Annotated in this window: 12 protein-coding genes; 10 read left to right on the top strand and 2 right to left on the bottom strand. The window is 37.8% G+C overall.

The annotated features are described in order from the left end of the window. The first annotated feature begins 174 nt into the window (after nt 1–174). Nucleotides 175–1530 (top strand): hypothetical protein, encoded by a 1356-nt coding sequence (locus IPJ86_04160; protein MBK7886511.1) that lies wholly within the window; start codon nt 175–177, stop codon nt 1528–1530. A gap of 21 nt (nt 1531–1551) precedes the next feature. After that, nucleotides 1552–3528 carry a hypothetical protein gene (locus IPJ86_04155; GenBank protein MBK7886510.1) on the top strand — a complete coding sequence of 659 codons (1977 nt, stop codon included), beginning with the start codon at nt 1552–1554 and terminating at the stop codon, nt 3526–3528. A 46-nt stretch (nt 3529–3574) separates the two neighbouring features. Here the strand turns inward: IPJ86_04155 and IPJ86_04150 are convergent, their stop codons facing one another. Next, nucleotides 3575–5125 carry a cellulase family glycosylhydrolase gene (locus tag IPJ86_04150; protein ID MBK7886509.1) on the bottom strand — a complete coding sequence of 517 codons (1551 nt, stop codon included), beginning with the start codon at nt 5123–5125 and terminating at the stop codon, nt 3575–3577. A 151-nt stretch (nt 5126–5276) separates the two neighbouring features. On the opposite strand from IPJ86_04150, the gene IPJ86_04145 reads away from it, so the two are divergent. The 4 genes from IPJ86_04145 to IPJ86_04130 all read left to right on the top strand — a co-directional run bounded on the left by IPJ86_04145 (nt 5277) and on the right by IPJ86_04130 (nt 9651). Further along, nucleotides 5277–7175, top strand: coding sequence for a hypothetical protein (locus IPJ86_04145; GenBank protein MBK7886508.1), 1899 nt, complete (start codon nt 5277–5279; stop codon nt 7173–7175). 125 nt (nt 7176–7300) lie between these two features. Then, nucleotides 7301–8098 (top strand): class I SAM-dependent methyltransferase, encoded by a 798-nt coding sequence (locus IPJ86_04140; GenBank protein MBK7886507.1) that lies wholly within the window; start codon nt 7301–7303, stop codon nt 8096–8098. Nucleotides 8099–8143: 45 nt separating this feature from the next. Continuing rightward, nucleotides 8144–8860, top strand: a complete 717-nt coding sequence (locus IPJ86_04135; GenBank protein MBK7886506.1) for a glycosyltransferase family 2 protein — start codon at nt 8144–8146, stop codon at nt 8858–8860. 65 nt (nt 8861–8925) lie between these two features. Further along, entirely contained in the window at nt 8926–9651 is a 726-nt protein-coding gene (locus IPJ86_04130; protein ID MBK7886505.1) for a methyltransferase, read from the top strand. 498 nt (nt 9652–10149) lie between these two features. Here IPJ86_04130 and IPJ86_04125 read toward each other — a convergent pair whose 3' ends face one another. Continuing rightward, nucleotides 10150–10506, bottom strand: coding sequence for a four helix bundle protein (locus IPJ86_04125; protein ID MBK7886504.1), 357 nt, complete (start codon nt 10504–10506; stop codon nt 10150–10152). Between the two features lie 335 nt (nt 10507–10841). On the opposite strand from IPJ86_04125, the gene rplM reads away from it, so the two are divergent. From rplM to IPJ86_04105, 4 genes are all read left to right on the top strand, one after another. Further along, on the top strand, nt 10842–11342 hold the full coding sequence (rplM, locus tag IPJ86_04120; GenBank protein MBK7886503.1) for a 50S ribosomal protein L13: 501 nt from the start codon (nt 10842–10844) through the stop codon (nt 11340–11342). Nucleotides 11343–11352: 10 nt separating this feature from the next. Further along, nucleotides 11353–11739 carry a 30S ribosomal protein S9 gene (gene rpsI / locus IPJ86_04115; protein MBK7886502.1) on the top strand — a complete coding sequence of 129 codons (387 nt, stop codon included), beginning with the start codon at nt 11353–11355 and terminating at the stop codon, nt 11737–11739. 75 nt (nt 11740–11814) lie between these two features. Next, on the top strand, nt 11815–12684 hold the full coding sequence (rpsB, locus tag IPJ86_04110; GenBank protein ID MBK7886501.1) for a 30S ribosomal protein S2: 870 nt from the start codon (nt 11815–11817) through the stop codon (nt 12682–12684). Nucleotides 12685–12830: 146 nt separating this feature from the next. After that, nucleotides 12831–13667 carry an elongation factor Ts gene (locus IPJ86_04105; GenBank protein ID MBK7886500.1) on the top strand — a complete coding sequence of 279 codons (837 nt, stop codon included), beginning with the start codon at nt 12831–12833 and terminating at the stop codon, nt 13665–13667. Nucleotides 13668–13862: the final 195 nt, after the last annotated feature.

The following is a 13862-nucleotide window of genomic DNA, read 5'->3' as shown; positions in this document are numbered from 1 at the left end:
CGTATTTATTGGTATGCAAATTTATATTAAATAATCATTGCTTATAAACTATTGATTTACACATATGTCTAATGTTTTATGGCTGCTTGCATAATTATGTGGTCAGATGGAATTACTTATATTTGAACCAGATTTATTTTATAACTAAATACCAATTACTATACAACATAAGCAATGTTTTCAAGGAAAAATAATTGGTCTGTTGTTGCTATTCTAATAATTGTAATTACAGGATTTCTGGTTGATTCCGATTTTAAGCTATGGAAGAAAACAGAGCGTGTAATTGAGAATGATGTACGGTATTATTATGGTTACCTTCCTGCTAAATATATTTATAAAGACATTAAAGTTGAAAGGGATAATTATCAGTACTCGGAAGATGGATATTGGTTTTGGACGAAACGCTATGAAAGTGGAAAGTATGATTTTGGAAGAACGTATGGAGTAGCCCTTTTATATTCGCCATTTTTCTGGGCGGGCGATGCCGCTGCTAAGATGTTTGAATATCCTGTAACCGGGTTTTCGGAGCCTTACAAGTACTTTTTACTCTTGAGTGCTTTGTTTTATATGTCCCTCGGACTGTTAATCGTTCGCAAATTATTGTTATATCTGAAGTTTTCTGATAAAGTAACAGCCTTGACTCTTCTCTTGCTGGGATTGGGAACTAATCTTTTTGCTTATTCAACGCAGTCCGGTGCTTATCCTCATGTGTATAATTTTTTTCTTATTGCGGTATTTATTTATTATTCGGTTCAATGGCATGAAAATGGAAAATCTTTGTTCAGTTTCATTGGTATTTCACTCTCATATGCATTGATATTGTTAATTTCATTTGCGAACGGGGTAATTCTTTTATTCTTCATTTTTTATCAATGGAAATCTTTCGAAGAGCTATCTGAAAAGCGAATTCCTTTGTATCAGGTTCTTGTTTTTTTTGTAGTTGTAATAGGGGTATGGTGGCCTCAATTTGATTATTGGAAAATGATGACCGGAAGTATTTTGGGGGCAACAGACAGTTCTGAAAAATACTTTTTTTCAGAGCCGGTTTTTCTAAAGGGGTTATTCAGTTTCAGGAAAGGCTGGTTAATATATACACCGGCAATGTTTCTGGCTTTTATTGGAATGATTATGTTATATTTTAAAAGGAGAACTTCATTCTATCCTGTTATTATTACTTCAATTGCTTCTTTGTATGTAACATTTTCATGGTGGAATTGGTGGTATGGCGGATCATTTGGACAAAGAGCATTGGTGGATACTTATGCATTATACGCTATTCCGCTGGCAGCTTTTATATCTTATTTGTTTACAAAGTCGTTACCGGCGAGAGTTGCAATAGCCGGTGTAATTGGGTTTTTAATCTGGCTAAACATATTCCAGACCTATCAATTTGAGAAGGGGTCATTGCATTATTGCGCTATGAATAAGAAGTTATATTTAAATCAGTTTGGGAAATTGGAAAAAGTGAAGGATTTTGATTCATTACTGGAATTTCCAAATGATGCGGATGCTAAAAGTGGAAATCGTTAGTCCTTATCAACACTAATTATTATGAAACTAAACCGTGATATTAGGATAGTAGAATTGTTACCCATCGTTCTGCTATTTGCCGGTTTACTCCTTTTCCCTGTGTCTATGATGAATAGGGATTTTTCAAGGATTCCGGGCGATAAGGGCGACGCCCGATTTAATAACTATATTCTTGAGCATGGTTATAAGTATGCAAAGGGTGAAGTTCCTGATTATTGGGATGCCCCATTTCTCTACCCTCATCGAAACACCATCGCCCTTTCTGATAACCTTCTCGGCACACTGCCCGTTTATATTTTTTTTAGATCACTGAAGTGTGACAAAGAGACATCCTTTCAATGGTGGTTTTTATCCATGTTTGCTTTGAATTTTTTGGGCTGTTACCTTGCTTTAAGAAAGTGGTCAGGAAATGTATTATTATCTTCCTGCGGTGCTTATATTTATGCTTTTTCCATTTATCTGCTTGGTCATATTAATCATGTTCAAATTCTTCCTAAATTCATTGCTCCTCTGGTACTTTTTTGGTTTTGGCAATATTTGAGTAAGAAAAGAATTGTTTCTCTTGCTTTTGCTGTTACAGGACTTACCTATCAGTTTTATTGCGGTATGTATTTGGGTTTCTTTCTGTTCTATGTAATGCTTTTCATGATCATAAGTTATCTGGTTATTTATCGCGATACAGAAATTTTTAAGCAATTTATTCAGCGAAAAACTGCTCTAACAATAGGTGGAATAATTGTAGTGAACCTGGCATTACTTTACCCGATGTTGTCACATTATATACCTGTTTCCGGTCAACTGGGATTCAGAAGTTTTAATGAGATTTCTTTGTATTTACCGAGATGGAGTTCGTACTTTTTTTCCACTCCGGAGTCCTATTTATGGAATAATCTTTCTTATCATTTACGTGATTCCGAAGTGTATTGGTGGGAGAATTTTTTATTCTGCGGAATTCTTCCTTGGATAGCAGTGCTTCTCCTTCCGGTGTTGTGGCTTCATAAGGGGGTGAAGATGGAAACAAAAAAGTTTTTAGGGTTTTTAGTGGCAACCTTTTTTTTATGCGTTTTGTTTTCAATAAAATTTGATGGATTTACCTTCTATAAATTGATCGTTAACATGCCTGGTTTTGGTTCCATGAGGTCGATTAACCGTATAATAAATATTATCATTATTTTTCAGATAGTCATTTTTGTATTCGTGTTCAAGGGTCTACAGGAAAAATATAAGCTGGCCGGCAAAGTAATGCTATTTCTCCCGCTGATGGTTGTCATTGATAATAGTGTAACCTATTGGGAACGGACTTTTAGTAAGGTTGAAGTTCAAAATGAAGTAAAAGCAGTCGCGGATAGAATAGCTGCTCAACAGAACCCTTCTTACAAGGCAATAGCATACCAGCATAAGAATTTTTTTGGTAAAGAAACCCCGTCACACTTAAATGTAATGTTGGCCTGTCAGGATTTGAATATTAAATGTGTAAATGCCTATACCGGATTATTTCCTCCGAATTTTCAGGGTTTCGCAGATACAGAAGGCATTGATTCCCTTTATCGATGGATGAATTATAATCATTCGGATACTTCAAGCATACAAATAATTACTGAATTCGATTTTAGTTTCAGGCATAGACAGCATGGACGTTTGATAAGTTCAAACGATAAAGTTGTTTTACGGGATTCAACCGGTGGTGGTAGGTTATATATAGGTGCAGAAAAGGGTGCTGTAGGAGAATATTGGGATGTAATAACTATGCAGGATGGTAAGAAAATTATTCGTTCGCAACATGATAAATTTGTTTGTGCGGAATTGTCTTCCGTTGGTGAGATAGTTTCAAACAGAGATGCGCCCGGTTATTGGGAATCTTTCATTTTTGAAGACGTGAAGGATGATTTTTTTATTATAAAAGCAGCGAATGAAAAATACATCGGAATTACCCCTGATCAGAAGTTAATCGCAAACGAAGTTAAAGAACGGGCTAGTCTTTTTAAACTCGAGAGATAGAAGATGTGGCGGATGACCTTTAATGTCACATTCAAAAAGTAGTATTTTAGAAATTTAAAAACCTGGAATTCAAATCGATTTTATGGAATTTTATTTCTCCCAGATTTATTGTTTTTATACCATTTTCTAATCTGGCTGTATCTGGTCTTATATCATCCCTTATCATATTATAATAGGTTGGTGATACCATCCAGTGGTAGAAATCATAATCACTGTAAATCTCAAATGTCCCATCAGATTTTGAAGTGGTAAAATAATGGTTAATCCACCATTCATCCCACGCTAATACGCCCGCTCCGTCTATAGGATTTCCGGATTCATCGACCACTCTGCCAACGATTCTGAAATAGTTATTGGAACTGAAATTATAGTAATTGTCCGGACAGAAACATTTTCCTTTAGAAATTGTGGGATCGAATATTTTTATTACTTCGTTCATCGGCTTTGGTGTACCGTGAACCATCCTGCCCAAACTATTTTTTGTATATCCATTCTGTGAAACCACGCCAAGAAAATTTTGATGATAACCACCCCATTCAACATCTTTATACTGCCACCAGGAATATCCCATTCCGCCACAGTTTGCATTTTGTTCTATTGTTTTTTGTGCAAACTCCACTTGATTGGAATAAGGAATGCTGTCATTGTTGGAAGGAATTCCTGTCTCTCCGATTATCCATGGCTTATTCACATATTTAGAATACCAATACATTTCATTCCGCACCTGATCTTTCTCGTATTCATAAGGATGAAAAGAAATAAAATCAACATTTACCAAATTAGGGTCCCATTCAAACACTTCACGTTGGCAAGCTAATCCTATAGTTGTTAATTGATGTGGTGAGTATTTCTTGACAATGTTATGCCATCTGCGGGTAAAAGTATAAACGGATCCTTTGTTGCGTTGCCGGTCATCAAAGTAAAGTGGTTCGTTAAAAAAATCATAAGCCATTAAAGTAGGATTGTCTTTAAATCGATCTGCAATTTTACCGAGAAACACTTCTGTTATTGGTGCTTCAGGAAATACTTTTAAAGTGAAAATTACCTTTAGTCCTGCATTTTCTGCACACGCAAGCAGATCTTCAACGGCTTCGAAATAAAGATTCATTATAGAATCGCCTTCCATTTTAAACCTTTTATCTATTGAAGAAAAATGATTCACTCGAAAGGCAACTTTTCCTGTGTTTTTATTCTGAACTTCAAATTCACCTATGCCTGTAATTCGTACAGCGTTATATCCCATGTCATGGATCAAAACAAATGTGTGAAAGAGTTCTGCTAAACATGAATCTTTATTTGTTGTATAATAATCCTTTTCCGGGATATACCCCATATAAACAGATGGCCAAAATACAGTATCATTTTTGCGTAAAGTGGTTACAAAATTGATGGCCTTCAGGTGCCAGGGTTTTCCTTCAAGTAAGAATTTGTTGTTTTTAATGCTGATAAAACGTGAATCGGGCTTTTCACTTGAAGCAGGAATTATTTGGGTTTTTTTATGCTGAAAATAAAAATAGCTGAATCCGACACCTGTAAAGAGTATAAATAAAGAGGGTAGAAGAACTATTTTACGTATTAGCTGGCGAAATCCGGACATATTCATTAATTCAGTATGCAACGAAACTATTTAAATTAATGATTGCAATTGTGTTTAAAAAATCATAAAATATCCTATTGAATTGAATGACAGTAAATAACATATATTGATTAGCGGTTTCGAATTACAGCAGTTTAGATAAATTTGCCAAATGGTTAGTATATTTTCTAAAAATGTAGTGGCGGATACTCAAACCTCACGTTTTTCAATTTCTTCGATCTGGGTGCTGATCGTAATTATTGTACTTTGCCAGTATTTTTTCAAAATTGCTGTTTCGCCGGATTTGAATTTTTTATCATGGGATGTGTATGGCTATTATTCTTATTTACCGTTCAATCTTATTTATCATGATCCCGGTATGACCAATTCTGAGGTCGTGGATGCGATTTTTAAACAATATAATCCTTCTAGCACGTATTATCAGGCCTTCAGAATGGAGAACGGGAATTGGATTTCCAGCTATGCCATTGGAATGTCATTCCTCTATCTTCCTTTTTTCTTAATAGCGTGCATATGGGCGTCGTTGTTTGGCTTTCCGGTGGATGGATTTTCACCACCCTTTCAGATTATAATTTCAATGGGAATGATGATTTACTTTTTTATTGGCCTTTTCTTTTTTAGAAAATTATTGCTGAATTATTTTTCCGATAAAGTAACTGGTATTACCATTTTATTGTTGGTTTTAAGTACTAATATTTTTCATGAAGTATTTAATGATGGACTGGAACCACATAATGTACTTTTTGCCCTGTATGGGGTATTGATGTATTATACGGATTTGTGGTATCGCGTTCCCTCTGTTCAAAAATCAGTAAGATTAGGTGCAGTTGTTGGACTTATGCTCATGATTAGAGGAAGTGAAATCGTTTCTTTAATCCTTGTTTTTCTATGGGGGATAGGTTCAATGAATGACCTTAAAAAAAGAGTTGAATTTATATTTTCTAATTTCAAGTTGGTTGCGGTGGCTATGATTACAGCTATTCTTGTTTTTTTACCTCAAATTATACATTGGAAATATATTACAGGTCATTGGTATTTCAATAATTATAAGATGGCAGAGGGATTTAATCTTCTTCGCCCTAACTTGATCCCATTCTTTTTTAGCTTTAAGAAAGGTGTGTTTGTTTATACTCCCGCTGTTTTAGTTTTTATTGGATCCCTTTTTCTTAGGAAGTTTCGAAATTCAGGTACAGCATGGGCTATTATTATTTTTCTGGTATTAAATACGTATCTGATATCATGTTGGTTGGTATGGTGGGGGGCTACCAGTTTTGGCAGCAGATATTTTTCGCAATCGCTTGCTGTGTTTGCGATACCCTTTGGATTTTTAGTTGACAGAATTTTACATAGGAATTTGATTGTGAAATGGGCGTTTTTTGGTGTGTTTTCGATATTGATTTTTTTAAATGGTTTTCAAACATGGCAATTCACCAAATCTATATTGCATGGGGAACGGATGACCTATGCTTACTATAAAAAGATTTTTTTAAAAACCTCGTTACCTGAAGGCAGTTGGGATTTACTTGAGCCTGATCTGGAGTTTCCCGGAACCAATGATTTCCCTGTAAATGGTAAATTCAGATCACGTACCATTTGTTACTTTGATGCGGACTCAATGAATACTCTTTTTATCGGGAATGAATTTATTGATACTACGTTTTCTTTCAATGGAAAAAATTCAGTGAAACTGTCGAAAGAAAATATCTATTCGCCTACTTTCAGAATGCCAATGAAAGAACTTACGGACAAAGACTATCTTTGGGTAAGAATAACCTTTAATTATTTTCCGGTTGTGGATTTGAAAAAAAATCCGGCAAGTCTCATTGTGAATATGCAGATTTACGGAAATTGCAGGGATCATACGAAGTACAGGGCGCTGGATTTGGAGTCATTACCTTATGTTGTAGGTGAATGGAATCAGGCTACTTTCTACTATTTGACACCGCGATTGTTTACAAGAGAGGATAAACTTGTAGTGTATACTTATCTACGTGGTGAGGAACCTTTATATCTGGATAATTTTAAAGTGGTCGCTTTGGAACCCCTTTAGTCCATAAAGTGGTTTTGAAAGGATGACTTGATAATCAAATTCTTAATGTGTCTTATTAGAATTACTATCTTTGCCAGTCCAAATTCCGGTTGACTGTGATTGTCGAAAGATTCTTTGAGTTGTTTATGATTGAGCTGAAAGCGAATAAACAGCTTTGGTCTTATTATAAATACCATACTGATTTAAATAGTTTAGAGTTCCGAAAAGCCTATTTCTGTCAGAGATTACAATATATCGCAGATCAATTTGTAAAAAAAGAATCATTGACCTGGGATCTGGGTTGTGGATACGGAACTACAGCACTTTTTCTTGCACTGAACGGATTTAAAATTCATGGCACCACACTGGAGTTTTATTTTAAGGAAATCCCTGAGCGAATGAAATACTGGTCTCAGTTTGGAGATGTTTCGGGATTTACTTTTGATTATGAAGACCTGTTTGATACAACTGTGAAAAGAGATCAGTTTGATTATATCATCGTTCAGGATACACTCCATCATTTGGAGCCTTTACAGGATGCCTTGCATATTCTTCATGATCATCTTAAACCTGATGGAAAGATGGTGGTTATTGAAGAGAACGGGAATAATATTATCCAGTCACTTAAATTGTATAAGCAGCGTGGCAATAAGCGTATCATAGAATTTTATGATGAACGCCTCAAGAAAACGATTCTATTGGGGAATGAAAATATCCGTTCATTGAAAAGATGGAAAACTGAACTGCAGAAACAACGGCTTCTGATAGATGAAAAGAGTGTTCAGTATATTCGGGCATTTCCCCCTCAGCTTTTTAACAAGTATGGATACACACGGGCTATAGAAAGGGAGCAAAAGCTTTGGAAAAAAAATAATCTTGCACGCGAATATTTTTTCTTCGGGATTAATTTCGTCGCGAGACCAAATGATAAGATTCCTTCTTAAAAGTGTGGAATTTGCAAGATTTCGTAAGAAAGTAAATTATAAGATATGTCACAAAAACTTTCAATTGTTATTCCGGCGTACAACGAAGCAAGAACAATACACCTTATTCTTGATAAAGTAAGGGCTGTGAAATTAATTGGTGATCTTGAGATGGAAGTGATCATTGTCAATGATTTTTCAACAGATACTACACTCGAAGCTTTGGACAACTATAAGAAACAACATCCCGATTTTCTGATTACTGTTTTTTCTCAGCCTTATAATATGGGTAAAGGAGCTGCATTGCATAGAGGGATTAAAGAGGCATCAGGTGAATATTTGATTATTCAGGATGCGGATTTGGAATATGATCCACAGGAATACAATCGCCTGCTTCAGCCGATACTGGATGGTTTTGCAGATGTGGTGTATGGTTCCAGATTTATCGGCGGACGACCTCATCGCATTTTATTCTTCTGGCATACCATTGGAAATAAGTTTCTCACGACCCTGTCTAATATGTTTACCAACCTTAATCTTACAGATATGGAAACTTGTTATAAACTCTTTAAACGAGAAGTGATACAATCTGTAAAGCTAATCGAAAGCAGATTCGGTTTCGAGCCTGAAGTTACTGCAAAAATAGCACGCATTCCTGATTTGCGTATTTACGAAGTTGGTATTTCCTATTATGGCCGTACCTATGCCGAAGGTAAGAAGATAAACTGGAAGGATGGGTTCAGAGCGATTTATTGCATATTGAGATATAATCTTTTTTCCTGACTAGCATTGGAAGAATTGACAGATAAAGTTGTACCGGAAAAACACAAAAGCAAATTTAACATTTCATGAGCTCCTTCCATTTTAAGCAAATAGATCCGGAGGGTTTACACACGCTCGAAGCAATCTCAGATGCAGCGCGTTTTAACGCATGGATGTTTGAGCAGGTACAGCCCTATATGAAGGGAAAAATTCTGGAAATCGGAAGTGGAATCGGAAATATTTCAAAGTATTTTATTGCAATGGAATCCGACATCACATTAAGTGACATAAGGGAAAATTATTGCAATGCATTACAGAATAAGTTTCCGCAGCAAAATGTCCTGAAGCTAGACCTTGTTCATCCTGATTTTGCCAATGAATACGCAGACCTTCTGCATTCCTTTGATTCAACGTTTGCACTTAATGTGATTGAACATATAGAAGATGACGCGCTTGCTTTAACGAATATGATTTCTTTAATTAAACCTGGTGGCAGCGTATTCATACTTGTACCTGCTGGCCCATATCTTTATAATGAAATCGATAAAGGACTCCTTCATTTCAAAAGATATAAAATGAAAGATTTGCTTAATCTTTTCTCTGGTTCGGGACTTTTTATTGAAAAATATTGGCACTTTAACGCACTCGGCATCCCCGCCTGGTTCACAGGTGGAAAAATCATGAAGAAAAAAGAAATTGAAGGAGGTCAGATGAACACCTATGATAAATTGGTTCCCATCGCCCGCATTTTAGATAAGTTAACTTTGAACAGAATTGGCCTTTCCGTTATTGCCGTTGGTACGAAGAGATGATCACTCTCTCGTCATTTCTCATTTCATCTTCGATGTAATGAATCTGACGAGATCGTTGGGAGGAGGGGAGGATCATCTCGTCTCGTCAGTTTCAACTCAGTCAAAGACGAGTTGAGTGATGACGAGACGAGATTAGGAGGTGGTGGGATGGGATCACTCACTGCGCTCATTAGCTTCAATTTTAAAACGTTGCTTCGCTATCACAAATAGATATTGAGATCATATCCCGTGTTAAGACTTCGTTCGAAACGGAACCCTGAAGGGGTTCAATAGTTGTAACTCTGGGTGCAACCCGGAGTTACAGATCATCAGGCGGTCCAACCCTGAAGGGGTTGAATATTGAAATATCATGTACAGAAAAAATCAGATAGAACGTAGAATCGATTCACCGGAAGACCGTTCGTCTTTTCATTCCCCATCTCATCTTCTATGCAATAATTCTAACGAGATCTCTCAGAGGATCACTCGCTGCATTCGTAAGGAGGGGTTTTGACTAAATTAATCGGTTTGATATTTATTGAGAAGACCATTCAATTGAACAGTGATCATTTCTGTTTTTTCCAAAAGTTTAATAAGAGAATCCTCCGCAATAAATTCAAGTTCGCAGGAAATGATGAAAAGTGTTTCCAGTTCAAAGGCGGAACCATGAGCAATGGTTAGAAATCTGGATTGTCTTTTTTTTGTTTTTCGACCCGTTCCTTCGCTAATATTCGCCGGTATGGAAACCGAAGCCCTTTTTATTTGCTGCGTTAAACTAAACATCTCCTCTTTCGGAAAGGACCTTGTCATTTGATAAGCCTCTTTCACCAGCTTTCTTGCATTTTGCCATACCACCAATTTATGATGTACTCTCATCTTCATTGTTTGATGCAATACTAATCCTTTAAATTCCCAAAGCCGTTTGATAAACATTTATATCCGTTTAATCGTCTTATATACTTGATATTTAATGCCTAGCTGGAGTTTTCCTTAACCAAAAGAGGTCTGTATTTGTGGAGACAACGCCCCACTCTCCCCAGTCTCGTCAGAATCAGTTCATCGCAGATGAGATGAGCATGACGAGACGTACCTTATTCCAATAATAAGAAAATTCCCATTTCGAGAATTAACAATTTATTGTTCATGACGCTTTTAATCAACTACATAACAGTTAATTAAAAATTGTTAATAGTGTTTGTTATTCAAATAAAATGTTCTACTTTTGCCCTCCCATTGAAAAACACAATACTAATTTATATACCGTGGATACGTTAAGTTACAAAACCGTATCGGCTAATGCCAAGACCGTTACCAAAGAGTGGGTCGTTCTGGACGCTAAGGACCAGGTGCTGGGCCGATTTGCATCTCAGGCTGCCATGATGCTTCGTGGTAAGCATAAAGCCAATTACACCCCGCACGTAGATTGCGGCGATAATGTGATCATTATTAATGCTGATAAGGTGCGTCTCACCGGCCGTAAATGGACCGAGCGTGAGTACGTTTCTCATACCGGTTACCCCGGTGGTCAGCGTTTTGTGTCACCTGCCAAATTGATCCTTCAGAAACCTACTATGGTAGTGGAGAAAGCAATTTATGGTATGTTGCCAAAATCCCGTTTGGGTAATGCCATCAAAGGCAATCTCTTTATTTATGCCGGTGGTGAGCATCCTCATGCGGCTCAACAACCTAAAGCGGTAACCCTTAAGTACTGATTAGACAAACATGGAAATTACACATACCATAGGTCGCCGTAAGACCGCCGTTGCCCGCGTTTATGTTCAACCCGGAAATGGTTCTATTAAAGTAAATAATAAGGATTATAAGGAGTATTTCCCGACGCTTCCTTTACAGAATCTCTTAGTACAGGCTTTTGATTTATCAAAAACCAGAGATCAGTACGACGTGAATGTAAATGTTTTCGGAGGTGGATTTAACGGTCAGGCGGAAGCTATTCGTATGGCCGTTGCCCGTGCTCTTGTTAAAATCAACGCCGAATTTCGTCCGGTATTAAAGGCGAATGGATTGATGACCCGCGATCCGCGTATGGTTGAACGTAAGAAGTTCGGTCAGAAGAAAGCTCGTCGTCGCTTCCAGTTCAGTAAACGTTAATCCATCAGGTGTGAAGCCGGTACTGCTTGCAGTAGTTGCTTTATACCACCACCTTAATAATATACAATCAGCGTAATGATCAACGTAACGCAAGAAGAACTTCTCAATGCCGGTGTCCATTTTGGTCACCTTAAGCGCAAGTGGAACCCGAAGATGGCCGCTTATATCTTCATGGAGCGCAATGGCATTCATATTATCGATCTGAATAAAACCCATGCGAAACTGGAGGAAGCTGCAGCCGCTGTAAAGCAAATCGCAAAATCCGGTAAGAAAATTCTTTTCGTTGCTACCAAGAAGCAAGCAAAGGAAATTGTTGCAGGTGCCGCGAAATCAGTGAACATGCCTTATATCACAGAGCGCTGGCCCGGTGGTATGCTGACCAACTTCGCTACACAGCGTAAGTCCGTGAAGAAAATGACTTCACTGGATAAAATGCTGAGCGATGGTACAGTGGAAAATCTCTCGAAGAAAGAGCGCCTCATGATGGGTCGCCAGAAATCGAAGATGGAGAAATTGTTGGGTTCTATTGCTGACCTGAATCGTCTTCCTGCTGCACTATTTATAGTGGATACAGTGAAAGAACATATCGCAGTAGATGAAGCCATTAAATTGGGAATCCCTACTATCGCTATCAATGATACCAATAGTGATCCTTCTGTGATCGATTTTCCAATCCCTGCAAATGATGATGCCAGTAAGTCAATTGAGTTGATCATGAATATTATGGTCAAAGCGGTGGAAGAAGGTCTCGCAGAGCGTAAAGTGGATAAAGAACAGGAGCGTGAGCGCGAAGCAGCTACAGAAGAAGAAACAGAAGAGCGTAAGATGATCGCCGTTACCGATGAAGAGGGTGGTGAATCAACAGGCCGTGCCCCTCAAAAACCCGGTGGTGGAGGTAGTAACCGTCCCCGCAAAGGCGGTGGAGGCGGAGCACCAAGAAGATAAAAATTAATTAAGCAGGCGGGTTCTTCAAAACATCCCGCCTTCTTTAAAAAAATATTTCTTGCTCTGAAACGTTTAGTTCGTTAGAAGTTCGTGGAAGAGGATAAATTGAAATTTCAGAGTTAAACTAATATAAAATAAAAAATAAAATGTCAACTGCTGCACCAGTTACAGCTGCCGATGTAAATAAGCTCCGTCAAATGACAGGCGCCGGCATGATGGATTGTAAAAAAGCACTCGCAGAAGCGGGTGGTGATTTTGAACAGGCTGTAGATTACCTTCGTAAGAAAGGTCAGAAAGTAGCCGCAAACCGTGCCGATCGTGAAGCGAAAGAAGGTTATATCCTCGCTAAAACAAATACTGCCGGAACGGAAGGCTTCCTGATTTCATTAAGCTGTGAAACGGATTTCGTTGCTAAGAATTCTGATTTCACCAATTTCGCCGAGTCGATTCTTGATGCGGCGATGAAGAATAATCCTTCTGATGTAGAAGCATTGAAAGCCCTTCCATTGGATGGCACTACAATCAACGATAAGTTGTTCGATATGATCGGGAAGATCGGAGAGAAAATCGAATTGAGTGCCTTTGAAAAAATTACTGCACCTAAAGTGATCGTTTATAATCACCCCGGTAACCGTCTTGCTTCAATGGTAGGACTCTCTTCAGCAACTGCTGATGCAACTGCAGGTAAAGATGTAGCGATGCAAATTGCTGCAATGAATCCTGTTGCTATTGATAAGGATGATGTGGATAGCAGCGTAGTAGAACGTGAGCTGGAAATTGCTAAGGATATGATTCGTCAGGAAGGTAAACCTGAAGAAATGGTGGAGAAGATAGCCGCCGGTAAACTGAATAAGTTCTACCAGGAAAATACCCTCCTCAACCAGGCGTTCGTGAAGGAAGATAAAAAGACCGTGAAACAATACCTCGATGGTGTTGAGAAAGGTCTCACCGTTACCATCTTCCGGAGAGTTCAAATAGGATAATTACAAAACCCCTAATATGAAAAGCCGATCCGGAATACCTGGATCGGCTTTTTTACATTAAACGTGAACACGTTTAATGTAAAGTTCAAGGTTCAAGGTTCAAGGTTCAGGGCTTTAGGTTTAATGTTTAAAGGATACCATGGAAATTACGGAACCCTGAAGGGGTTCAACCTGAGTAACTCCGGGTGCAACCCG

The organism is Bacteroidota bacterium (assembly GCA_016713925.1).
Taxonomy (GTDB): domain Bacteria; phylum Bacteroidota; class Bacteroidia; order AKYH767-A; family OLB10; genus JAJTFW01.
Note: the sequence above shows the minus strand (reverse complement) of the source record. Positions and strands in the feature narration are given on the sequence as shown.